The 24,572-nt window shown below is 36.3% G+C and carries 24 protein-coding genes; 1 reads left to right on the top strand and 23 read right to left on the bottom strand.

Going from position 1 to position 24,572, the window contains the following annotated elements; all coding sequences use genetic code 11:
* Positions 1-86: 86 nt before the first annotated feature.
* The 9 genes from HHU08_RS10000 to HHU08_RS09960 form a co-directional block, all read right to left on the bottom strand.
* Positions 87-383, bottom strand: coding sequence for an EscU/YscU/HrcU family type III secretion system export apparatus switch protein (locus HHU08_RS10000; protein ID WP_016201107.1), 297 nt, complete (start codon positions 381-383; stop codon positions 87-89).
* A complete protein-coding gene (locus HHU08_RS09995; protein ID WP_101730030.1) occupies positions 380-1,633 on the bottom strand; it encodes a hypothetical protein in 1,254 nt (417 codons plus the stop codon). The genes HHU08_RS10000 and HHU08_RS09995 overlap by 4 nt, the downstream gene beginning before the upstream one ends.
* A 45-nt stretch (positions 1,634-1,678) precedes the next feature.
* Complete coding sequence (locus tag HHU08_RS09990; RefSeq protein ID WP_169188371.1) at positions 1,679-2,455, bottom strand: ribonuclease HII; 777 nt, start codon at positions 2,453-2,455, stop codon at positions 1,679-1,681.
* Positions 2,456-2,780: 325 nt separating this feature from the next.
* Positions 2,781-3,635, bottom strand: a complete 855-nt coding sequence (ylqF, locus tag HHU08_RS09985; protein ID WP_016201104.1) for a ribosome biogenesis GTPase YlqF — start codon at positions 3,633-3,635, stop codon at positions 2,781-2,783.
* A 28-nt stretch (positions 3,636-3,663) separates the two neighbouring features.
* A complete protein-coding gene (lepB, locus tag HHU08_RS09980; protein ID WP_016201103.1) occupies positions 3,664-4,200 on the bottom strand; it encodes a signal peptidase I in 537 nt (178 codons plus the stop codon).
* A 300-nt stretch (positions 4,201-4,500) separates the two neighbouring features.
* On the bottom strand, positions 4,501-4,845 hold the full coding sequence (gene rplS / locus HHU08_RS09975) for a 50S ribosomal protein L19 (protein WP_016201102.1): 345 nt from the start codon (positions 4,843-4,845) through the stop codon (positions 4,501-4,503).
* 207 nt (positions 4,846-5,052) lie between these two features.
* Positions 5,053-5,799: a tRNA (guanosine(37)-N1)-methyltransferase TrmD gene (gene trmD / locus HHU08_RS09970; protein ID WP_169188370.1), complete on the bottom strand. Its 747-nt coding sequence runs from the start codon at positions 5,797-5,799 to the stop codon at positions 5,053-5,055.
* Positions 5,799-6,317: a ribosome maturation factor RimM gene (rimM, locus tag HHU08_RS09965; protein ID WP_016201100.1), complete on the bottom strand. Its 519-nt coding sequence runs from the start codon at positions 6,315-6,317 to the stop codon at positions 5,799-5,801. The genes trmD and rimM overlap by 1 nt, the downstream gene beginning before the upstream one ends.
* An 11-nt stretch (positions 6,318-6,328) precedes the next feature.
* Entirely contained in the window at positions 6,329-6,706 is a 378-nt protein-coding gene (locus HHU08_RS09960) for a YlqD family protein (RefSeq protein WP_016201099.1), read from the bottom strand.
* An 87-nt stretch (positions 6,707-6,793) separates the two neighbouring features.
* Here HHU08_RS09960 and HHU08_RS09955 point away from each other — a divergent pair, with 87 nt between their 5' ends.
* On the top strand, positions 6,794-7,318 hold the full coding sequence (locus HHU08_RS09955; RefSeq protein ID WP_169188369.1) for a hypothetical protein: 525 nt from the start codon (positions 6,794-6,796) through the stop codon (positions 7,316-7,318).
* Positions 7,319-7,356: 38 nt separating this feature from the next.
* On the opposite strand, the gene HHU08_RS09950 is transcribed toward HHU08_RS09955, so the two are convergent.
* The 14 genes from HHU08_RS09950 to ftsY form a co-directional block, all read right to left on the bottom strand.
* Positions 7,357-7,587 carry a KH domain-containing protein gene (locus tag HHU08_RS09950; protein ID WP_016201098.1) on the bottom strand — a complete coding sequence of 77 codons (231 nt, stop codon included), beginning with the start codon at positions 7,585-7,587 and terminating at the stop codon, positions 7,357-7,359.
* An 11-nt stretch (positions 7,588-7,598) separates the two neighbouring features.
* On the bottom strand, positions 7,599-7,871 hold the full coding sequence (gene rpsP / locus HHU08_RS09945) for a 30S ribosomal protein S16 (protein WP_016201097.1): 273 nt from the start codon (positions 7,869-7,871) through the stop codon (positions 7,599-7,601).
* A gap of 175 nt (positions 7,872-8,046) precedes the next feature.
* A complete protein-coding gene (gene ffh, locus HHU08_RS09940; protein ID WP_016201096.1) occupies positions 8,047-9,399 on the bottom strand; it encodes a signal recognition particle protein in 1,353 nt (450 codons plus the stop codon).
* Positions 9,400-9,411: 12 nt separating this feature from the next.
* Positions 9,412-9,744 carry a putative DNA-binding protein gene (locus HHU08_RS09935; RefSeq protein WP_016201095.1) on the bottom strand — a complete coding sequence of 111 codons (333 nt, stop codon included), beginning with the start codon at positions 9,742-9,744 and terminating at the stop codon, positions 9,412-9,414.
* A 320-nt stretch (positions 9,745-10,064) separates the two neighbouring features.
* On the bottom strand, positions 10,065-12,824 hold the full coding sequence (locus tag HHU08_RS09930; RefSeq protein WP_254414975.1) for a VWA domain-containing protein: 2,760 nt from the start codon (positions 12,822-12,824) through the stop codon (positions 10,065-10,067).
* Positions 12,808-14,583 (bottom strand): vWA domain-containing protein, encoded by a 1,776-nt coding sequence (locus tag HHU08_RS09925; protein WP_169188368.1) that lies wholly within the window; start codon positions 14,581-14,583, stop codon positions 12,808-12,810. The genes HHU08_RS09930 and HHU08_RS09925 overlap by 17 nt, the downstream gene beginning before the upstream one ends.
* 97 nt (positions 14,584-14,680) lie before the next feature.
* The gene (locus HHU08_RS09920) at positions 14,681-15,541 is read right to left on the bottom strand and encodes a DUF58 domain-containing protein (protein WP_016201092.1); all 861 of its coding nucleotides are present in this window, start codon (positions 15,539-15,541) and stop codon (positions 14,681-14,683) included.
* A complete protein-coding gene (locus HHU08_RS09915; protein ID WP_016201091.1) occupies positions 15,538-16,548 on the bottom strand; it encodes an AAA family ATPase in 1,011 nt (336 codons plus the stop codon). The genes HHU08_RS09920 and HHU08_RS09915 overlap by 4 nt, the downstream gene beginning before the upstream one ends.
* A gap of 8 nt (positions 16,549-16,556) precedes the next feature.
* The gene (locus tag HHU08_RS09910) at positions 16,557-18,122 is read right to left on the bottom strand and encodes a coiled-coil domain-containing protein (protein ID WP_169188367.1); all 1,566 of its coding nucleotides are present in this window, start codon (positions 18,120-18,122) and stop codon (positions 16,557-16,559) included.
* A gap of 7 nt (positions 18,123-18,129) precedes the next feature.
* Positions 18,130-18,975: an ABC transporter permease gene (locus tag HHU08_RS09905; protein WP_169188366.1), complete on the bottom strand. Its 846-nt coding sequence runs from the start codon at positions 18,973-18,975 to the stop codon at positions 18,130-18,132.
* Positions 18,972-19,904, bottom strand: a complete 933-nt coding sequence (locus HHU08_RS09900; RefSeq protein ID WP_016201088.1) for an ABC transporter ATP-binding protein — start codon at positions 19,902-19,904, stop codon at positions 18,972-18,974. The genes HHU08_RS09905 and HHU08_RS09900 overlap by 4 nt, the downstream gene beginning before the upstream one ends.
* A complete protein-coding gene (locus HHU08_RS09895; protein WP_205835598.1) occupies positions 19,901-22,249 on the bottom strand; it encodes a hypothetical protein in 2,349 nt (782 codons plus the stop codon). The genes HHU08_RS09900 and HHU08_RS09895 overlap by 4 nt, the downstream gene beginning before the upstream one ends.
* 901 nt (positions 22,250-23,150) lie before the next feature.
* On the bottom strand, positions 23,151-23,417 hold the full coding sequence (locus HHU08_RS09890; protein ID WP_016201086.1) for a hypothetical protein: 267 nt from the start codon (positions 23,415-23,417) through the stop codon (positions 23,151-23,153).
* A 149-nt stretch (positions 23,418-23,566) separates the two neighbouring features.
* On the bottom strand, positions 23,567-24,556 hold the full coding sequence (gene ftsY, locus HHU08_RS09885; RefSeq protein ID WP_016201085.1) for a signal recognition particle-docking protein FtsY: 990 nt from the start codon (positions 24,554-24,556) through the stop codon (positions 23,567-23,569).
* Between the last annotated feature and the right edge of the window lie 16 nt (positions 24,557-24,572).

Here is a 24,572-nt window from a genome sequence, read left to right as displayed (position 1 = left end):
TTAAATGAAAAAACCTTTCTTTGTCTATAAAAAAGGCTTTTATCTTTAAATATTTTACATTTAAAAATATTTTTTCTTTATTTCCACTATTTTTCCTCATCTTTTTTAGTCGTTTCCTTCTCTAAAGAATAAATAAACGCAAAAACCTCAGCTACTGCCATATATAAATCTTCAGGGATTTGTTCATTAATATTTAATTTACTTAAAAGTTCGACTAGAGAAGGATCTTCTTGAATCGGGATATTTTCTTTTCGGGCGCGCTCAAGAATTTGTTCTGCCACAAGCCCTTTCCCTTTTGCAATAACAGCAGGAGCAGAATGTTTATGCTGCTCATATGTTAACGCAATCGCTTCTTTTCTCTTCAAAGGATTTGGTTTAGTCATATTTTTATATCAACCCCTTTGTAGGTACTCGCACTGATTGATTGTGGGGAGCTCCATAGCGGCTTATTCTCTTTTGTCAAAGCTTTCACATGAACTGACATTAACATATAATCTAATTCCCTAAGCTTTTCCTTTAAAGGTTCTTCCGCCTTCTTAATCAAAGGCATTAGTTCTAGTGCTCGATCATTTAAGACACTCATATTCATGATACGATTTTGAATGTTTATATCAATAACTGTATCCTCTAAATGAGCAAGTTCCAAGTAAAATAGAATTCGACAATAACTACTGTCCACTTTCCCATCCGCTTTTTTTCTCCCAGTATACTGCATCGTAACATCGACTTGTTGATTAAAAAAACGAAGCGGAATTTCAGTTATCATTTGCATAATTGGACCTGTCTGCTGAGATATTAGCTGATAACCTGTTACTTTATTAATCAATTGTCCTGCTGTCTCTTTCACAACAGCTGGAACGTCTTTCCCCATTAACTCTAACAGCATCGGCTTTAACATTTCCTGAGATGATCGCTCCTCTATCTGTACCTGTTTTAACAATTCGGCTTCAAACGAATAGCCTATTTTATGAAAAATCTCTTTAAGTGAAGCAACAATATTATCTTGAGCAATTTTTCCCCCTTCCCTTAAACTAGCAAGCAAATTAGATAAGGTTGGTTCTTTGACGTTGTTGGTAGAAAGCTGATATTGCAGTTCCTCTATCAGTACACTAACTCCTTTGCCCGTTTGCAAGGATGAAATACTCGAAAAAACTTCTTTCGTTAATGGAAGCTCTCTTTCAATCATAAGGCCAATTACAGAAAGCTCTTGCTTCCCAATCGAATGTGGCAGCCATTCACTTAATGCTTTCATTGATTCTTTTGTAATAGGCAGATTATGAGATAGTAGATAACTAGTTAACAGTTTATTTTCTTTCGTATCAGGAAGATGCAGCTGATGAAATAATCCCCTAATATCACCTTTTTCAGCTAGTACTTCTTGTGATTGGGGGAGCACTTTTAATACTGGTTTATCATCTGTCACAGAAACTTGGAACCAATGACTTTGATCCACAGTTAATGGTATAGTTAGGTTTGCTAGCATTTTTTGCGAGCCTATTTGCACCTCTGCCATTTGATGAGGAAATAGTTTAGTTAATTTCCCATATACTAGTTGTCCGTCTCGTAATTCAAGAGCTTTATTGCTTGTAAGATTTTCTTGAAATAAACTTTGGACAATATGGTTAACATTCATCTTTTATTTCCTCCTCCATTCGAACATAACTATTCACTGCAAAAACTATCTATTTTCTACCATTTCTTTTATTGGGGAAAAACTTTTACGGTGATGGATCGTAATTCCACATTCCTTCAGGGCAACTAAATGCTCTTGTGTCCCATAGCCCATATTGCTTGCGAAATGATAATCTGGATATTCTTGATGTAACTCTTTCATCATCCGATCCCTTGTCACTTTTGCGATAATACTTGCTGCAGCAATCGAAACACTTTTACTGTCCCCTTTAATTAAAGACTGACTTGGGTAGGGAGTTGCCAGTTTCATTGCATCAATAAGCAAATAGTCTGGGGTTTGAGAAAGTTCTTGGACTGCCTCGAGCATCCCCTTTTTTGTCGCCTGATAAATATTGATTCGATCAATTTCGGCGGGCTGGATAATACCGACCCCAATAGCAATTGCTTCCTGTTGAATTACTTCGTAAAATAATTCTCGTTTTTTCTCGGACAATTTCTTAGAATCATCAATGCCAGGTAAATAAAAATCCTCAGGAAGGATGACAGCTGCAGTGACAACCGGTCCTGCCAACGGACCTCTGCCTACTTCATCAATTCCAGCAATATATGTATAACCTTGATTTCTAATTTCTTTTTCATAGTGATTCATCGTTACAAAATGATCATGAAGCCTTTGTTCCTTGTCTATGCGCTTTAGCCATGCTTCTAAAAGCTTCTGAGCCCCTTTTCTCTCGTCTTTTTGTAATTCGAGGATAAATGGGTCGTTTTTTTCATTTATTGCTTCAAGCGCCTCTTTTATTTCTTTCATTGTTGCTAATTTCATCTTTTACACCTCGTTACTTATATCGGTTAATAGATCGTTTTTTTTATTATATTCCACTCTTATAATGGGCAGTAAGCTCCTTATTTCAAGCTACGAGAAATCAAGGAAGCTAGGTGAGGGATGAGGAAAAACCTTCACTGATAGAAACTTCCTTTATATTTTTTTGTTTTTCCCATGAGTATCTTCCTTCAAAAAACATTTGAATTTTAGATAATATTTTTATTCGGTTCGTTGATACCAACAGAGGATTCTATTAACAAAATAAACCTATAGCCTTTCCATAAAAAAGAGAAGTGTCTGTTTTTAGCCACTTCTCTTTTAAGCTTTATTGCATATCCTCTGTTTTTTCAAATGTTAAAGGTCCGAATTTTTCGCCTCTAATGTCTCGGATAATCAGTTCTGTTACTTTATCATAGTCTATCACGCCGCCGCCTGATAGCGCTCCTCTAAACGTTCCGATACGATCAAACAACTCTACTGTATCTTCTGGTATCGTTTCTAGCTGATATCTTTCTTTTAATCGTTCTGGATATTCTTTTTCTAAAAAGCGAAGTCCAAAGATAGCGATATCCTGTAAATTTAAAATGGTATCCTTTATAGCACCCGTCAAAGCAAGCTTTAAACCAACTTCTTGGTCTTCGAATTTCGGCCATAATATTCCTGGTGTATCCAATAGCTCTAGTTCTTTTCCCACTTTAATCCATTGCTGTGCCTTCGTAACACCAGGGGTATTTCCGGTTTTCGCAATATTTTTTTTCGCTAATCTATTGATTAAAGTCGATTTACCTGCATTCGGAATCCCAACAATCATCGCTCGAATCGCTCGCGGTCTAATTCCTTTTGCTTTCATCCGATCAAACTTTTCCGCTAATACCTCTTTCGCTAAGGCCGTAATTTCCTTCATTCCAACCCCAGCGTGTGAATTAATCGCAAGTGCTTGAATGCCTTGCTTTTTGAAATAACTTATCCATTCCTTTGTTCGTTCTTTATCTGCCATATCTGCTTTATTCAATAAAACAATTCTCGGCTTATGCTGGATAATTTCATCGATCATTGGATTTCGAGATGATTGCGGAATTCTCGCATCCACTAATTCAAAAATAATATCTACCAGCTTTAATTTTTCCGTTACTTGCCTTCTAGCTTTTGCCATATGGCCTGGAAACCATTGTATAGTCATGCATGCACCTCTGTTTCTTCCACTTACATTATTCTACTATTTTCAAATCCGATATTGGCCAATATACTACACTAGTACTGCCGATAATTTTATCAAAGCCAATTGTACCGATATGACGACTATCTTTACTGTTACGACGGTTATCTCCCATCACAAACAATTCCCCTTCTGGTACAGTTGCTGTAAAGTCTTCTGTTAAGGAACCAATTATTCCTTCTTTATTATGCTCTAAATACGGTTCTTCATAAGCTTGTCCATTTACATATAATACATCATCTCGATACTCAATCGTATCTCCCGGAAGGCCGATTACTCTTTTTATGTAGTCTTTACCTTCTGGTGCGTGAAAAACAATAATATCAAAACGCTTCGGTTCACTTATTCTATAGTTTATTTTGTTTACAATCATTCGATCTTGATCAAGCAATGTATATTGCATGGATTCGCCATCGACTACTATTGGTGCAAATAAAAAATACCGAATCACAAAAGCAAGTAAGACAGCAATAATGAGTGCTTTACTCCATTCCCATACTTCATTTTTCTTCTTCTTTTCAGTTTCCATGCCTTTCACCAATCCTTAACTGAACCAATATAGGTATTTTTTTATGTATGAATGAACGCTTATCTAACATGATATATTTTAGCGGAATTTCTGGATGAAGTAAAATTGGAAAGTTTGTCAGTTGTTGATCTATCGAATTATTATCATTGAATGTTCTTTTACCTTCTGAAGGAAGCCCGTTGTTTTCCACTCCAATCAACTCAGGTGGTTAACTTTAATTACATATTTAAAAGTACAAGCTTGTGATAATAAGATATAAAAAAGAGCTTGTTACAAGAACAGGCTCTTTTTTGGTAACAATTATCGAATTTCTTTAATACGAGCTTTTTTACCACGTAGGTTACGTAGGTAGTAAAGTTTCGCACGACGTACTTTACCGCGACGGATAACTTCTAGCTTCGCAATTTTAGGTGTGTGAACAGGGAATGTACGTTCAACGCCAACTCCATAAGAAACTTTACGAACTGTGAAAGTTTCGCTAATTCCTCCACCACGACGCTTAATTACAACACCTTCATAAATCTGAATACGCTCACGAGTACCCTCAACAACTTTCACGTGTACACGTACAGTGTCACCAGGACGGAACGCAGGAAGATCAGCACGAAGTTGTTCTTTTGTAATTTCTTCTATTAATTTTTGCATCGTTTTCAACTCCTTCCAACAGACGCTCTTGCACTCTAATTTGAGACCTCTTGCAGCGGAACATCGTTATAAGACCCTTCACAGAAATACATCTGCTTAAGTCACAAGTGTTATATTAACATAAAAGTAGAATAACAGCAATATTTTTTTAAAAATAATAGGACTTTGTTGTTTCGGATAAGACTATGTTAACATAATCAAATTATGTCAACTTGGATGATGCTGTTTTTTTAATTCCGTTATTAGCTTTTGCTGCTTCTCTGTTAGCGGATAATTTTCTAGTAAATCAGGTCGTCTTTCAATCGTTCTACGAAAGGATTCCCTTTCTCTCCATTCATCAATATGCGCATGATTTCCAGATAATAAAGTGTCTGGCACCTTCATACCGCGAAAATCCGCTGGTCTTGTGTAATGGGGGTGTTCTAGTAAACCAGTGCTAAAGGAATCATTTACATGGGATGCTTCTTTTCCAAGCACACCTGGCAATAACCGTACTACACTATCAATAACGACCATAGCGCCTAATTCGCCGCCAGTAAGAACATAGTCACCAATAGAGATTTCATCTGTTACTAAATGCTCTCTAATTCTTTCATCATAGCCTTCATAATGTCCACAGATGAAGATTAAATGCTCCTCTTCTGCTAATTCTTCCGCTTTCGATTGACTGTATCTTTCGCCTTGAGGGCACATAAGAATGACACGAGGCTTTAATCCTTCTTCTTTTGGTTTTAAAGCATCGACAGCATCAAATATCGGCTGAGGTTTTAACACCATCCCAGCCCCGCCTCCGTATGGATAATCATCAACGGCTTGATGTTTGTTGTCGGAGTAATCACGAAAATTAATAACATTGTAAGCTACTTTTTCCGCTTCTTGCGCTTTTTTTAAAATGGAACTATGGAGAACCCCTTCAAACATCTCTGGAAATAAAGTGAGTACATCGATTTTCATTAAGACAACAGCCCTTCCATTGGCTCAATTACAACTACTTTTTCTTTTACATCTACTTTCATTACCACATCTTCAATATAAGGAATCAATATTTCATTTCGATTTTTTCCTCTAACAACCCAAACATCATTTGCACCTGGTGTTAGAATCTCTGTTATTTCACCAAGCTCGTCTCCTTCAACCGTTACCACTTTACAACCAATGATTTCATGAAAGTAGTATTCATTTTCTGCCAGCTCTCCTAGAAAGCTTTCCGGCACTTTTAAGAGACCGCCCTTCATAAATTCCACATTATTTACATTATCGTAGCCTTCAAACGTAAGTAGATTAAAATTTTTATGTTCGCGATGGCTTTTAATTTTCAGCTCAAGGGGATCCGCTTTATCTGTTTGAAAAAAATAGATCGTATTGCCAACCTTATATCGTTCCTCTGGAAAATCAGTTCGAGAAATTACCCGAATTTCCCCTCTAATTCCATGTGTGTTCACAACTTTTCCGACATTAAACCATTTTTCCATTACTTTCACCTCTATCGAATATCAACCACTATTCCATCTTTCACAATAATCGTCTTATTAGCACTTTCCCAAACCTGTCCGATCTCCACATCGACAACAGCCGTTACTTCCTGTTCTTTGATTTCTGTCTCTAATGGTAGTATATGTAATTGATCTAATTGAAACTCTATCAATTTTTGTTTCTCTAGTTTATTTATAACTTCCTTACGAAAAAAACTTTTTATTTCCGAACCAGAAGGATGATTTTTTAATTGTTTTCTTTCTTCAAATTGAAGCTGCTGCACTTCTTTTTCTAGTTGTTGTATTTCTTGCATGTATCGATTGGAAATCGACTTTCTTGTAGCCTCGGTTAAGACTTGTTTTACTGTTACAGACTGAAGAATCTTCATACACTTCCTCCTAACAGATGACAGCTTTAGTACTTACTACTAACAAGGTAACATATATTGCTGTTTTCGTCTAAAAGCAGGGAGGAATTGATTTTTCAAATCAAGTGCGTTTATCAACCAAAATCTCAATTTATCAGCCAATGTTGCTCCTTTATCAGCCAAAATCTCGTTATATCAGCCAACTCTGCACCCTTATCAGCCAAAATCTCGTTATATCAGCCAACTCTGCACCCTTATCAGCCAAAATCTCGTTATATCAGCCAACTCTGCACCCTTATCAGCCAAAATCTCGTTATATCAGCCAACTCTGCACCCTTATCAGCCAAAATTCCAATTTATCAGCCAACTCTGCACCCTTATCAGCCAAAATCTCGTTATATCAGCCAACTCTGCACCCTTATCAGCCAAAATCTCGTTATATCAGCCAACTCTGCACCCTTATCAGCCAAAATCTCGTTATATCAGCCAACTCTGCACCCTTATCAGCCAAAATCTCGTTATATCAGCCAACTCTGCACCCTTATCAGCCAAAATCTCGTTATATCAGCCAACTCTGCACCCTTATCAGCCAAAATTCCAATTTATCAGCCAACGGCTTCTGTTTTTTCCTAAAAAACAAAGGAAGGAGGGTTCCCCCTCCTTCCTTTCATTTAATCTCTAATATCAACAATAATTCTCTTTTGTTGTAATGATCCTGCTGCATAAACAATCGTTCGAATTGCTCTTGCAACTCGCCCTTGCTTCCCTATTACCTTTCCGATGTCATTCTCGTTGACAGAAAGCAAGTAAGTGATACGATTATCCTCTTCTGTTACAGTTACAGCAACTTCCTCTGGAAAATCAACAAGGGGCTTAACAATCGTTTCTATAAGCTCTTTCATTGCATCAAAAATTATTTACCGTTTTTGATATTATGGAATTTTTCCATAATACCTTGGTTAGAGAATAGGTTACGAACTGTATCAGATGGTTTTGCACCATTTTGTAACCATTGTAGAGCTTTATCTTCGTTGATTTCTACGATAGCAGGGTTTGCTACTGGATTGTAAGTTCCTACTGTTTCAATAAAACGTCCATCACGTGGTGAACGAGAATCTGCTACTACGATACGATAAAAAGGAGATTTTTTTGCTCCCATTCTTTTTAAACGAATTTTTACTGCCATTTAATATTGCACCTCCGAATAGTTTCACACAAGATAGTATATTATCAGATACTCCAACACTTTGTAAAGTGTTTTTTCTTGTCAGTGTTAAAAATCTTTATTTAACGCCTTCTAACAGACTGTTTTTACGCATTTTCAATAGACAAATAAAGCCACTTCCATACAAAAAACGTCGTTAAAAAGGGTTGAATGGTAATTTGAATTTACCTTTTTTCTTGCCTTTTTGACCCATATTGGTCATTTGCTTCATCATTTTTTTCATGTCATCAAACTGTTTTAAAAGTCGATTAACTTCCGGAACGGTTCTTCCGCTTCCTTTAGCAATACGCTTTCTTCTGCCAGCATTGATGATTTCTGGATGTTCTTTTTCTTGCTTTGTCATGGACTTAATTATTGCCTCGACATGTGCAATTTGTTTTTCATCCACTTTCATATTGTTTAAGCCTTTAATTTTGTTCGCACCTGGCATCATTTTTATTAATTCGTCAAGTGGCCCCATACTTCTAACCTGGCTTAGAGAATCAAGAAAGTCATCAAAAGTGAATGAATCTGACTTCATTTTCTTTTCTAGCTCTCTTGCCTTTTCTTCGTCCACGTTAATTTGTGCTTTTTCAATTAAGCTGAGAACATCGCCCATCCCCAAAATTCTGGAAGCCATTCTTTCAGGATGAAACGTTTCAAGCGCGTCCATTTTTTCTCCCAAACCAACAAATTTAATTGGTGTGTTTGTGACAGAACGAATGGAAAGCGCAGCTCCCCCACGAGTATCACCATCAAGTTTTGTTAAGACAACTCCCGTTAATCCTAACTGCTCGTTAAAGCTACCAGCTACATTAACAGCATCTTGCCCTGTCATAGCATCGACAACAAGTAATATTTCTTCTGGGTTTGCTAGCTCTTTGATTTGCTTTAATTCATCCATAAGCGCTTCATCTACATGAAGACGACCTGCAGTATCAATTAAAACATAATCATGATGATCTTCTTTCGCTTTTTCAATCGCTTGCTTCGCAATTTCAACTGGACTAACTTGGTCTCCTAATGAAAACACAGGAAAATCAAGTTGTTTACCCAATGTTTGCAATTGCTTAATCGCAGCAGGGCGATAAATATCTGCAGCTACCAATAATGGATTACGATTATGTTTTTTACGTAGTAAATTTGCAAGTTTACCGGTGGTTGTTGTTTTACCTGCCCCTTGAAGTCCGACCATCATAACAACAGTTGGAGGACGTTTACTAACGCCAATTTTACTTTCTTCTCCACCCATTAATTCGGTAAGTTCCTCTTTTACTACTTTAATAACTTGTTGTCCAGGAGTTAAGCTTTTTAGCACTTCCTGTCCAACTGCACGTTCACTTACTTTTTTTACAAAGTCTTTTACCACTTTAAAGTTAACGTCTGCTTCTAGGAGCGCAAGACGAACTTCACGCATCATTTCTTTAACATCCGCTTCGTTTACTTTCCCTTTTCCACGGATTTTTTGCATCGTGTTCTGCAGTCGGTCAGCTAAACCTTCAAATGCCATACGTCAGCCTCCTTAATCTAATTTCTCTAGTTCCTCTACTGCTTCTTGCAACGCAGATATAGATAAGGTATCATGTTCTAGCATTTTTTTCATCTTTTCAAAAAGAACTTGGCGTTCCTGAAATTTCTGAAGTAACAATAACTTATTCTCATATTCTTCTAGCATTGCTTCTGTACGTTTAATGTTGTCATACACCGCTTGACGGCTTACATTGTACTCAGCAGCAATCTCCCCAAGAGAGTAATCATCCAAATAGTAAAGAGACATATAGCTTCGTTGCTTCGGTGTTAACAACGACTGATAGAAATCAAATAAATAATTCATTCTCGTTGTTTTTTCAAGCATCGAATAATACCCCCGTGTTAAGTCAAAAGCCTTTACAACGACTATTTTACACACCCAAAAAAAAGATGTCAAGAAAATATCTTTACAAATCGAAAAGCGGAAGCGCCTTGGTCATCGTTGTACAAACTGGAAGGTATCTGACTGAGATAAAGGAAACACGGTGAACGGTAGGGAATACAAACAACATTCTTGTGAATCTGCTTCCTTTGCCACAAGGGCATTAAGCCCACTCACGAGTTAAAAATACAATCATAAAAAAACTACAGACAACTAACTAAGTCGCCTGCAGTCTATCACGAAAAACAAAATCAAAAGTAAATTTAGCGCTTTTTCTTTCGCTTCATTTCTAATAATTGATCCAAATGATTTTCGCTCTCTGTTTTCTCTTTATCTACCTTCGCCTTTTTCAGTGGTTTCTCTTGCTTTTTACGCTTCTCTCTAATAGGCACTTGCTGTTGTACATCTTTCTTTTGAACAACTGCTGCCTCTTTCTTTTCCTTAGTGACGAAACGATCCTTTTTATCCTTCACATTTCTCCGCTTATCCAAGGAAACAAGTAATGTCACCGGCAAACCAAATCTTCTAATCGCTATTTCTATAAATAACAAAAGAAAGCTAATGAACAGTAAGACTTCGGTAATTTCCTGCTTTTGCTTAGCTGGGTCCTTTAGTGGACGGAATGCTTGTGATTCCTTTTGCAATTGGATACCACCTGTAATAGCAAGAAGTTCTTCCATTTTTTCTTCATTTATTCCAGTAATTAAATATTCATCTGAGTACGGAATGGTAAAACCGGATTGGTAAACAGATATGTTTCCATCCTCATCTGTTTGTTTAACATGAATAAAATAAAGCCCAGGATCATTTCCAATATCTACCTCATATTTTCCAGGCGCAATCATTTTTGTGTTTCCTTCAATCGTTTCTCCTCTTTCAGAGGTAATGGTTGTTTCAATTGGAAGCATCGATAATTGATCAGCGGAAACAGAAAGATAGGTTCGATCCTTCTCTTTTTCTACCGTCAATGAATACGCCTCAGAATCGTATTGCGGTAGCGTATTTGCGACCATTTTTGTTATAAAGTTGCTCCATTGATTCCAGCGGGCCCAGTCTCCTGCCCATGCGCCATTAACATCCGAGGTAAACGCAATCGTCTTTCCTAAACCGTATTGCCATTCTGCTAAAATCGGATCCTCCTTTGTACTAACAATCGGAACGGTGCTTTCGGATTTCGCACTTGTCGCAATATAGGCATTCATTTCTGGAACCCCTTGATTAAATAAAGAATCCCATCCATAGCCAGATTTTATTTGAGGATAAAATGGAGTATCCTCAATATAGGTTCTTGTAGCCATAACCGTTTCTCTTGATAAAATGGAGGGAATTACCGTAGAGTCTTGCACATCATAAAAACGCCCTGCTCCAAACTCTGCTAATTCCTCTAAGAGATTTCTATCTGCATCGGCACCTAGAGCTACCGTTGAAAGGGTGACATTTTTCTTACTTCCATTATTAATTAGCTCTTCATAATTGTTATTCGTTGCAGACTGTCCATCTGTTAATAAAATAATGTGTTTTCTTTTTACATCTAAATCACTAATTTGATCATATGCTTCCACCAAAGATCCATAAATTTCTGTACCGCCACCAACAGGCACAGAACGGATTTTATCCACTACTTCTTCTTTATTTTTCAAAGGTTTTGGTTCTACAATTACCCATGGCTTATCGTCAAAAGCAATAAAACCTAAAGTATCTGATTCTTGAAGTAGTTCAACCGAACGTGCCGCAGCCTCTTTCGCTAATGAAAATTTAGATCCGTCCATACTCCCAGACCTATCTAGTACAATCATTAATGCTAGAGATGGCATTTCCTTTTTCCCTTTTATATCCATATCAACAGGCAACAATTTTTCAATAGGCGTTTGGAAATAACCACCTAGTCCAAAACTATTTTCCCCACCTGTCATGAGGAAGCCAATTCCAAAGTCTTTCACACTTTTCTCGACAAGATTCATTTGGTTTTCTGTAATATCCGTTGCTGCAATATTATTAAAAATAATGGACTGATAGTTTAAATAGCCAGAAAGGACGGTAGGAAGCTGAATGGAGGAACGAACTTCTACTTTGTATCCTGCTGCTTCCAAGGCTTGAACAAGCGCTTCATTCGGGCTATTTTGCACTAATAATATTTGTGGAATTGTCTTAACCATATTAACAACCTGGAGTTTATTATTTTCCGCGTAAGCATCATTTGTTAACTCTACTTCTGCTTTAAATGTTACCAATCCAGCTTGTTCCACTGTAAACTCGATTGGAACGATATTTGTTCCTTCACTAATATCAATCGGTTTCGATATTATTTTATTATTATTTTCATAGAAATGAAGCAACCCTGTTTTGGCTGTATTACTTTCAATAGTTACAGAAACTGCTGCTTTTTCCCCTTCATACAAAGTCGATGGTACCTCCACTTCTGTTACAGCAGTGTCTTCATATTGATGGGGGTCGAGTAATACCGTATCCAATTCAATAGAGCGATTTTTTAATAATTTTGCTGCTTCAGTCAGATTCCCCATTGTTTCATTGCCGTCCGTGAATAATACAATTCTACCTCCACTATTATTCGAAAATACACTGCTGGCAAGATTAATGGCACCCTCTATATTTGTATGATCTTTGCCTGTCTCCTCATCCCATTTAGGAAAACGAAGACCTTCTTTTCCCATCATCTGTTCAATGGTTGCTTTTTCTCCAAAGGAAAGGACACTATATTTATCTTTTTCATTCTTATTTTGCAGGCTTTTTTCCAGCCACTCCAGTTGCTGTGCTCCTGAATCCTGCACACTTGCACTACGATCCATTACAAAAACAACCGGTGTTTCTTTTTGTGGCAGAACAACTTGAGGTATGGCTAGTGCCACAATTAGCAAAAGAAAGATACAGCTTCTTAGAAAAAGAATGAGATACCTTTCCTGACGATTTGTTACTGTTCTCGTCTGTTTCCAATATCGATATAGAAGAAATGCGATAGGAAGGAAGATTAATAGAATGAATGGGTATTTAAACTCTATTTGCACGTCGATAAACCTCCCATTCTATACATAAAATTAGAAAAGCAAGCATACATAATAGGTACCAGAGCCAATCACTTTGTGTTTTGGTTATTTCATTCTCCTTTAATTGATCTTCATTTAGGATAAACGATTTTTGGGAGGCAATCATCTTTTCGCGATCATCTAAATTTACGGAAAAATACATCAGGTCTGAATCATTTGTTAGCTGATAAACGCCAGGTAGTTTGGGTGCTTGAAACCCATCCCCTTCCATCGAAAACGAGCCGACTAGTTGATCACTTTCATTATAAATATCCCAATCTGCTGCTTGATTCGTTAAGTGAATCGTTCTCGATTCTAAAGGCTGAAAATCCCCTATATAATTTGATTGAGAGGAAAGCCATTGATACATATTATATAAAAAGATTGGAAAACTAGGATGCAATGGCCAATCACTGTCCTTCAAATCAAAGTGAATTAGAATGGCTGGCTGATTATGAACCATACCTTTTTGAATTAATGGCAGGTCTCCACCTTTAACAATTGGTTTTACCCCTTCTATTGTTTGATTCATTGCACTCGCAATAAAAACATCCTTCATATCTACATGTAATAACAGCTCGTCTTCACTTGCTTCTACAGCTGTTTGTACTTCGGCCTTTTTCCCATCAACAAAAAAGAAGACAAATGGCGCCTCAATATTTTTCGGCAGTGTGGAACCAGATAAGAGAAAAATACTATCCTTTTTATTTAAAAATTCCTCTTTATTCTCCATTTGAATCACACGAAGACCAATCGCTTCAAATCCTTTTATTAAAAATGGATTCATCTCCTTATCTGTATACATCGTCGTTGCCTGTTTATTAAATACAGCTGTTTGCCTATTGTCCACTAAATAGTTATCGCCTACGTCGATCTTGGCATTATAATAAGATTTCTCTGGAAGATCATTTATCGCTACTATTTTTCTCTCTTGTGGCTGCAGTTCCACTTCTTGTTGAAAGAGCACGATTTTTTCACTTTCTACAAGTAAAGGTACTTTTTGGAGGGAATCTGTTTGATTTTCCACCATTGCTATACCTGCCACTTTTTTATCTTTTTTTGATACACCAAAAGATAAAATAGAAAGATTTTCTTCTTGGCCCTGCTCTTGATTATGTACTTCCACATAGAAGGAATCGAGATTATTCATCTTTTCCTCCTCCAGTCCGTCAGAAAAAATATGAATAGCACTCTTGCCTTCTTTTGCAAGACTTGCCGTAAGCTCTGTAGCACTTTGCCAGTCTTCGTGAGTATAAGAAAGCTCTATGTCTTTAATTGCACGACTTATTTTGTTTCGATCTGACTCGCCATGAAGAATTATTTTTGGACGATCATTTACCTCTAAAATCGTGACTGTTTGGTTTTGCTGGATACCTTGCACCATTTCAACTGCCTCATTTTTACTATCTTCCAAACGGTTAAAGTCTTTACCTTCCGCTGCCATAGATGCCGAAGTATCAAAAAGAAGAATAATTTGTTCCCCTTTCATCGTCTCTTTTGAAAAATATGGTCCAACTAGTGCAAACATTAATAAAAGGAGACATAGAAGCTGCAGCCAAAACAATAGATTATTTTGCCATTTATGAAACCAGGATGTTGCCCTCATTTCCTTTAGAACTTCTTCCCACAGTAAATTAGAAGGAATAATTTGTTTTGTATATTTTTTTCGAAAAAAATAAAATAGGATAAATGCCACAATAAAAATTAGCAGCAAAAAATAGTACGGATTTGCTAAGTGCATTTTTTCTCTCCTTTTTGCTCGGTTAAGAAAGATAAGAACACTGAAATGAGATATCAGATAGACTTAAGAGACTTATACTTTCTTAACCAAAAAAATATTATTGAATCAATCCAGCAAACGCTAGTTCACGCAAAATAATCGTTTGTATATCTAGTTTATCGCTTATTCGGCAATAGTGGATTCCATATGTGGCACAAAGAATTTCAAGATTATCATTATGATCATCTAGCCTATTTTTATATAGCGTTTTAATCGAAGGATTCAAGCTTACATCAACCATTTTTCCATTTTCACTATCCACTAGCTGGATATCTCCCGAAAAGGGAGGATTTATCTCTGTTTCACTTAATAATTGAATCAGCCATATTTGCTGATTACGATATTTTAATCGTTTAAAACTTTCTTCAAATAACGTTAACGGTTCTAAACCATCTGTAATCAAAATAACCAGTTGCGTTGGCGCTGTTAAGGAGTTTGCTAATGATTGAGTAAAGCTTTCATCCTGGGTATCGTTCCTTACACCGACAATTTCATAAAAGGTCCGTTTATTATGAACTGATCCTTTACGGTGAAAGGAAAAATCTGTAGAAACGGCAGCAAAGCTTAGACGATCTTCATGAGATAGCGTAATATAGGCTAAGCTTGCAGCTAATTCTCGCGCTAACTCCCATTTCACAGGAACCTGTTTCATGGAAGAAGTAGCATCTAGAAATATACTAACTGAAATCTCTTTTTCATCTTGAAATCTTTTAATATAGGGCTTATTTGTACGACCATATACATTCCAATCGATTTGCCGGATATCATCGCCAGGATGATAGACTTTATAGTCAGCAAAATCCAAAGAGGTTCCATGAATATGGGATTTTCTTCTGCCGTTTTGCATCCCTGCTCCTTTTGTAGAAACTTGCAAGCTTCTTCGATTCATTCGAGCCAATAATTGATGATAATCCTTCATCGTCCTTTCCCTGCTTCAACCCGCAACGTTTGATCTAAAATATCGTCAATAATTTGATCTGGCGTTATTCCTGCTATTTCTCCTTCAAAATTAAGTAAAATTCGATGTCTGAACACAGGAAGAGCAGCATGTCGTAAATCCGCTATAGAAACATGATATCTACCAGAAGCTAACGCTCTTGCCTTGGCCATTGATACTAATGACTGCAAACCCCTAGGTCCGCTGCCTGCCTGAATATATTTATTTCCTAATTCTGTTGCATCCTCTGAACTAGGATGAGTCGCCGAAACAATGTTAACTGCAACCTCTAAAATATCGTCAGCTAAAAGAATTTGTTTGACAAGACTTTGTAAGTAAATAATATCTTCGACAGATGCTACACGTGTTAATAAAGTTGTTTCCGTTCCTGTTGTCCTTCTAATAATTGCTTTTAATTCCTCTTTCGATGGATACGTGACATGTAATTTACAGATGAAACGATCGAGCTGCGCTTCTGGCAATGGATAAGTTCCTTCCATATCAAGAGGATTTTGTGTAGCTAGTACAAAAAACGGCGCTTCTAATTTTTTCGTTTCTCCCATAATTGTGACGGTTTTTTCTCCCATTGCTTCTAATAACGCACTTTGCGTTTTCGGAGTCGCCCGGTTTATTTCATCGGCAAGGACAATATGATTGAATAAAGGTCCCTCATGAAAATGAAACTGCTGTTTCCCGCTTTCATCAGGCTGCAGCACCATCGTACCCGTAATATCTGCTGGCATTAGATCTGGTGTAAACTGAATTCTAGCAAAGGATAAATCCATTACTTCGGAAATTGTTCGAATCATCATTGTCTTCCCAAGACCTGGCAACCCTTCTAAAAGCACATGCCCCCCTGCCAACATACTCCAAAGAACCTCATCGGTAATTTTTTCTTGGCCGACAATAAATTTTCCAATTTCATCTTTCACCTTTTTAAGTAATGCTTCTGCTTGGATAAAATCCTGTTCCATTAATTCTTTTTTCATCATTTCCCCTACTTTTCATTTGGTTTTATTTCGGTAAAATAATTTTTTACTATGTTTTCTAAATCATGTGGTAATTTATATCGAGAGGTACTTTCCCGGTAAGCAGTTTCATAGTCTGAAAACACTTGTTCATATGGTCGAACATTCCCTTTTAGGATTGGACCTTCTCCTTCTGTCATCTGACCTTGCTTACCTTCGCCTAACTTTCCTGCATCCACCTCTGTATTTTGTTTTCCATCTAGTTTTTCCGGCACCGTTAGCTCTCTGCTTCCGCTCCCAAAGCCGGCTCCTGTTCCGTTGCCATTTCCTGAGCCACCGCCACTACCACTTCCTGTTCCAGAACCAGAGCCGTTACCTGAACCAGAGCCTGTTCCTGATCCGCTTCCTGAGCTAGAGCCATTACCGTTACCTGAGGAAGCACCATCATCTCCGCTATCTGAGTCATTCTGACCTTGCTGACCATTGGAATTGGAATTACTAGAAGAATTAGATTCCGTATTATTGGAGCCACTGGCAACTGTATTAGAATTAGGAATGGCAATTCCATTTGCGAGACTTTCCTTTTTAAGGATATTTTCTAGCTGTGCAAGTTCTGTTTGCATCGTTTCTAATTGTTGTAAAAGCCCCTCATTATTAAGTAATTCATCCATTTTCTCTAGAAGTTGCTTTAATTGTTCTTCTGAAAGCTGCTGATTTCCTCCTGTTAATTGATTGAGCGCCTCTTTTTGCTTATCTGTTAACTGTTCATATTGTTCGTTTGCTTTTTGTAATTCCTTTTTTAAGGCTTCTTGATCACCCTCTGATATAGCTTTAGAAAGAGACTTTAAACCTGCCTCATTAAGCTTTTCCTCTGCTTTTTGGCGTTCGCTGCTTTTTTCTTGAAGCTTTCTTTTTTTAAGCTGCAACTCTTTTGCTTGCTTTTCGAGTTCAGCAAAGGTTTTTTCTACTGTATCCTTCTTTTTGACTTCCTTTTGCAGCTTTTTCAACTCTTTTTGAACTTGTTTATCTGTTTCTTTTTTGATCGCTTTTTCTAATTCCTTCTCCGTCTTGGCTATTGTTTTTATTTCATTTTCTTTTTTCTTAGCAGCTTCCATATTGGCAGATGGGAATATCTGCAAGAGAACAGTGATAAGAAGACAAACAATGCCTGTAAAAATGGGAATAGGGTAAACTAATTTTTTCTTTCGCTTTAATACATACGTTTGATTACGTCCCATTTCTGCGATTGCCTGCTTTACAACTAATTGTTCCACCGCCCCCTCACTCTCTAAATAAGAATAGGCAGCTGTTGCATAGTCATCTGACACAAACTGATTATATAGCCTTACTGCCTGCTTTTCTGTTGGCCATTTTCTCCATAATCGAAAGAGAAAGAACAATACAGAAAGACACGTAGCTATTAATAGAAAGTAAAACAAAAACGGAAGAATAAAAAGACTAGCACTAATAGAGAGGAGGAGAAATCCTCCTCCTAAAAGTGCAAGTAATAAGCATAGCTCTTTTGCAATCAATTCTCTCGCAATGGACCTTCTTACTGGTTTGATTAATTCCTTGTATTGTCGGAGATTTTCCATAGACCTATCAACTTCCCTTTTTCATATTGGCACGTAAATTACGAACACTAATTGTTAATGAAAGCACAATAACAATGCAATAAGTAATAAGGTGAGCAGCCCATATTGGAAATTTAATTCCTGTGATTTCTTTTATTTGTTCAGAAACAGTCGGTTCAAAGACATCAGCTAAAACAATGCCAGGATTAAACATGGCACTAAAATACACAGATGGAACCTTTTTTGGCGTGGCAACAGCATAGATATCCGCAATTTGAAAAAGAATTAGGGAGATAACTGCCGTTCCAGCAACAATAAATAAAGCAACACTATATGTTGTGACCATACTTACAATTGTTTTACGTATAAGGGTAGAAAACAAAACACCAAAGCTGCCAATCACAAGCATCGTAAACAAGCTAAAGAAAAATACTTGCGCTAACTGAGTCGGCGAAATTCCACCAAATAAAAACACAAAACTATAAATCGGAAGACTTGCTAAAATTAACAAAACTAAATACGAAATGGACGAGAGCAATTTACCAATAACAATTGTAAAGCTGCTTTGGGTGGTTGTTAATAGAATGCTTAGTGTTTGTCTTTCTCGTTCACTACTAATAACTCCGCCTGTCAATCCTGGGGTAATAAATAAAACTAATCCTAATTGAAAAAATGCCAAAAACATAAACATCAATCTACTTTCTTGCGGCTTAAAAAATCCGCTTGGACTTGATGTTCTGAGCACATACATTAAAGCAACCATCAACAAGGTGAGTGCAAGCAGATAAAACAGGATCCCGACAAACGTTTTCCCTGAACGAAAGCGCAGTTTTAGCTCTTTGTTTAATACGGGGTTCATGAAATAAGCTTTCAAGAGAATTCAACCTCCTTTGTGATCTCCATAAAGACATCTTCTAGATTGCTCTCCATTTCTGAGAAACTAATAATCGGAATCTCTTTTTGAATCGCTGTTTTTAATAAAGCTTGCTGTTCCTCATCTCCACCTTTAAAGAGGAACTGAATGGCTTTTCCTTCTTCTAAAACTTCTATTTTTGTAATCCGTGGATTTTCTTCAAAAAACGCAATCGTTTTTTGCATATCAAATGTTTTTACACTTATAATTTTTTCACTTTGTAATTGCTGTTGAATAGCTGATACAGTTCCTTGTGCCACTAATTTTCCTTGATCTAAAATTCCAATGACATCACACATTTCAGCTAATTCAGGTAAAATATGGGAGGAGATAAGAATTGTTTTTCCCATATTCTTTAATTCTTTTAAAATCTCACGCATTTCAATCCTCGCACGTGGATCTAAACCAGATGCTGGTTCATCGAGAATTAGGACAGCAGGATCATGGATTAAACTCCTCGCAAGGCATAGTCTTTGTTTCATCCCTCGCGACAATAAATCTACATAATCTTTTCGCTTATGCGAAAGATTAACTAGCTCTAATAGCTGAGGGATTAATTTTTCTCTTTGTGCTGCTGGGATACCATAACTAGCACCATAGAAATCTAAATATTCTTCTGCTTTTAATTGATCATAAACACCAAAGAAATCAGGCATATATCCTAATTGTTTTCTTACCTCTTTCGGTTGCTTTATGATATCTGCTCCATTAATGGTTGCTGTACCCGATGTCGGTGCTAATAGAGTAGCAAGAATAGAGAATGTCGTTGATTTACCCGCTCCGTTTTGCCCAACAAACCCAAACACACACCCAGCATCGATTTGAAGATCTAATGGCTGTAGTGCTGTAAACTTTCCATACTTTTTGGAAAGACCTTTAATTTCTATCATTCTTTTATCTCTCCTTTGACCTTAACAGATGGCAGTTGCATATATGGATCTCCATTCGTTGCTTTATCCACCTTAATAGTGATTTTTCTATTTTTATCAACATAATCGCCAATTTTTTCTTTCTCCACTTTAAAAAGACTTTTCACTTCTTCATAATCATCCGTGCGTTTATTATAAATACTATATTTCACACCCATATTTCCCATTGGTTGTACGGTTAAAGAATCCAAAGCAATGGAGCTTTCTTCATAAGATTTAGGAATACCAAGCGTATATAGATACTTCCCATCTTCTAAGGAAATATCATTATATTGGAAGTTCTCATTATAGATAGCCCCCTCGATTACCGTTAATTTCTGTTCCATGTTCCCTTCATTTAAGGTAAACGGCCCAGGAAAATTATTTGCTATTGTAATAGGCTCCATAATTAAGTTAGTGCTATTCTTCGTTACCTTTCCACTTGTTAATTCAACCTTGACAATATCCTCATTCGTAATTCCAATTAACAACGGATCTCCAGTTGACACATTCTTAAAGTAATCCGTATTTAACACCATACTTGACGCAGCTAATTCCCTATACTCATTTAAATCTTTGCCATTATAATCATAAAGATAATAGCCTTGATTTGTATCAGTTGGTCTGGAAAAATACTTATGTTTATGGGTAGCCTTAACTTTTTTTGTTTCTCCAGCAGCTAGGGAGCCTAAGTCGATTTTTTCCGTCCCAGACCATATAAATACTCTTGCAAAGTCATATGGATAATGATTGGTTATCGTCCCAGAAATTTCTTTCTCTGTTGTGTCAAATTCATGACCAAATCCGCCTTCTAGCGGTATGCTAGATTTGCCGAACATAGTACGACTAGACCAATACTCTACTTCTGGAAAAATAATTTCATTCTTTTTTATTTTTTCACTTGTAATGGCCTTTACTTGCAATTCTCCATATCCTAAATACGGAATTGGCGTATATGCATTCTTATCATACGTTAACGTAAAATCACCTGATTTATTCGATAAAAGCGTAGTTGCTTGATATCCAGATAAATAGTTATCGTTATATTGATAGATGCCCATTTCATTGAATTGTGGATTTTTTATTTTATCCTTTGCACCTGTAAAGAACACTCCAATTGATAAAAGAATGGATAGACACGGAATAATCCACCAAGCATGTTCACGCTTGTCGATCTTTTTTAACATAAAATATAAAATCGGCACAATAACGAGCAAATATCCTGCTAAAATAATTAATAAGATACTTGTTGATATAGTAGAATTTTTAAAATACTCATTCGATTCCACAAAGTTATAATAAAGATTACTGATTGGACTATTACTATACTGATAATTAGCGGAATGTTGCGTATTCTCTGCTAATAGTATTTTTTCCATCCAACTATTGAATCCTTGCCAGCTAAGAAAAGCCGGATCACTTAGTGAAAAGGAAGTTTGCATTACTTTTCCTCCACCAAGTGTCTTTTTAGCAATAATAGGCTGGTCATTATGTAAAACAATTGCTTCAGCTCCATCTGTTAGCGAAGATTGAAAACCATTTATTTTCTCTAGTTGTTTGCTTTTTGAATCAATTGCCTCCAAGGAAATCGTTTCTTGATCACCAAGTGCTAACGGCATGACTGTTTCTAAATTGCCGTATACCTGCTTACCATTTGTTGAGGCACCAGTGATTAAAATACCTCCATTTTCAATCCAATTTTTAATCGCTTGTTGCTGCGCATCTGTTAATTCTGTAAGTGAAAACTGATCAACGAGTAAATAACTTACAGTTTCAAGAGCTAACGCTTGATCTGGTAAATCTTCTTTTAAAAGTTCTGTTGTATAAATTGAATTACTTGGAAACTTTCTTAAATCTTTAAATTTATCATATTGATCAGTTAGAATACCTAAGGTTTGTTGAGAAATAAAATTAACTCTCACTTCTTTTACTCCAGCAAAAGTTACCTCATCACCCTTCTTCCAACTCCCGCGATATAATTTCATTTTATTATTAGCATAGTTAGAATCAGAAGAAATCCCTGGCATTGTGACCATATAGGTCTTCTTACTATTCGCCGGAATATCTACAGACACTAATGTTTGTCCTCCCACTTCATAACTCGGAGAATAAGGAACTAATAAATCACCTTTGAAATCTTTACCACTATTTTCAATGGTAACTTTTAATAAAAATCCCTTTCCGTCGATTACTTTTCCAGCTAATCCAGCTTCTGTTGTAATTTTTATTTCGGCTGTAGATGTTGCTGCATTTGCTTCTTTTACAATAAAAGTAGTGGCCAAAAATAAAATAAAACATATGATTATGACTTTTTTGACATTTCGCAAACTCTGTTTCCCCCATTTTTTATTTTTGGCTGTTTTCATAAAGTTTGTTGCTATTACCCGCAGCCGAAATACACTTCGCTTTCCGTGGGGCTCGCGCTGAGCCGCTTCGGCTCACAGGAGTCTACGTGTATTCCGGCTGCTCCATTTTCCAACTAATTCTTTTCTCCTATTGAAAAAAATAATCTTTTAGAAAACAGCCTTATTTTTTATTCTATTTAATAGACGTCTGTTAACTGTTTCCCCCCTACAGTAAATTAGAAAAAAATTCATAATGTAATTTTACATTATTATATACTTTTTATACATATATTTTTTTGTAATTTCATTATGAGTTTCTATATTTTATTAGACGAGGGGAATGTTGGAAATGTTTTATGTGTTAGCAACTATTTTTTTACGCGTAAAATTTAAAAACTCCTGTTTTGGTATGCTTACAGAAGTTTTGGTGATTAGTATGGATTATAAAATTGTTCGTTTTAACATTTTGTTGTGAAAGACTAATTTATATTTCATTTATCAGCAGTCTAATCAGTTAAAATTTTAATATATCAGCCAAATTCTCCTTCTTTTCAGCCAAACTTTTTATTTATCAGCCAAATTCTCCTTCTTTTCAGCCAAACTTTTTATTTATCAGCCAAATTCTCCTTCTTTTCAGCCAAACTTTTTATTTATCAGCCAAATTCTCCTTCTTTTCAGCCAAACTTTTTATTTATCAGCCAAATTTCCCTTCTTTTCAGCCAAACTTTTTATTTATCAGCCAAATTCTCCTTCTTTTCAGCCAAACTTTTTATTTATCAGCCAAATTCTCCTTCTTTTCAGCTAAACTTTTTATTTATCAGCCAAATTCTCCTTCTTTTCAGCTAAACTTTTTATTTTTATCAGCCAATACCACATCAATCTCCTAATTTAAGTGAAATAATATAAGAACGCTAGCTGGTATTGCTATTAAAAGTGCGCCAATTATTTTCATTCGCATACCTGTTAAACTACTTAGGAAAAGATTTTCTTCTTCTATAGTGAGTAAACTTTCTAATTCTGCTTCCTCGTATTTTTTAGCAGGCAAAGAGTCGCCAAGTCGAGCATAGGCATGATGCTGAACAAGATGTCCTTTAACTGTTAACACAATACCTCCAATAAGAATAAGTAATACAGCGCATTGAATAATCAAACATCTTCCCTCCGAAATAAATAGATAATGTTATTTTTTAGTATTCTACTTATCCTTATTTTTATAACGCCTTCGCAATAGTTTAACAATAATTTACAAAAAAAAGATGTCGTAAAGTTTCTTTTACGACATCCGACTTCCATTTTCTTTTATTCTTCGCTTTGCTCCACTAAGTTAGAAAATAAACCATATACATATTTTTCTGGATCGAATCCTTGAAGATCATCCATTTTTTCCCCTAATCCTACAAACTTAACTGGAATATGTAGTTCGTTACGAATCGCAAGAACAATTCCACCTTTAGCAGTCCCGTCTAATTTCGTTAGAACAATTCCACTTACATTTGTTGTTTCTTTAAATGTTTTTGCTTGCACTAATGCATTTTGTCCAGTCGTTGCATCTAGCACAAGTAACACTTCATGAGGAGCCCCTGGAACCTCTCGTTCAATTACTCGTTTAACTTTTTCTAATTCCTTCATTAAATTAACTTTATTCTGCAGTCTTCCAGCCGTATCACATAAAAGGATATCAGCTTGGCGAGATTTAGCAGCTTGAACGGCATCAAACATAACAGCTGCTGGATCAGATCCTTCTGTATGTTTAATGACATCTACTCCAACCCGATCTCCCCACACTTCCAATTGTTCGATTGCTCCAGCACGGAACGTATCTCCTGCAGCAAGTAACACTTTTTTACCTTCTTCTTTATACTTATGAGCAAGCTTACCTATTGTCGTTGTTTTCCCTACTCCATTTACGCCTACAAAGAGAATGACTGTTAACCCTTCTGCTTGCATATTAATCGTAGAAGATTCTTCTTCACCATTCTCATAAATAGCAACCAATTTCTCGGAAATTACATCTTGGACTTCTTTTGGATCTTGGATGTTTTTTCTTTTCACTTCTTTTTTTAGCTCATCAATTAACTCCATTACTGTTTCAAAGCCAACATCTGCTCCAATTAGGATTTCTTCCAGCTCTTCGAAGAAATCTTCATCCACTTTTCGGTAGCGAGAAACGAGATCATTCACTTTCTCTGAAAAATTATTTCTTGTTTTTGTCAGACCTTCTTTAAACTTCTCGGTTACCGTATTCGTCTGTTGAGACATTTTTTCTTTTAACTTTTTAAAAAAACTCATTAATATCCCTTCTTCC

Source organism: Niallia alba (assembly GCF_012933555.1).
Taxonomy (GTDB): Bacteria; Bacillota; Bacilli; order Bacillales; family Cytobacillaceae; genus Niallia; species Niallia alba.
This window is presented reverse-complemented; position numbering and strand designations above follow the sequence as displayed.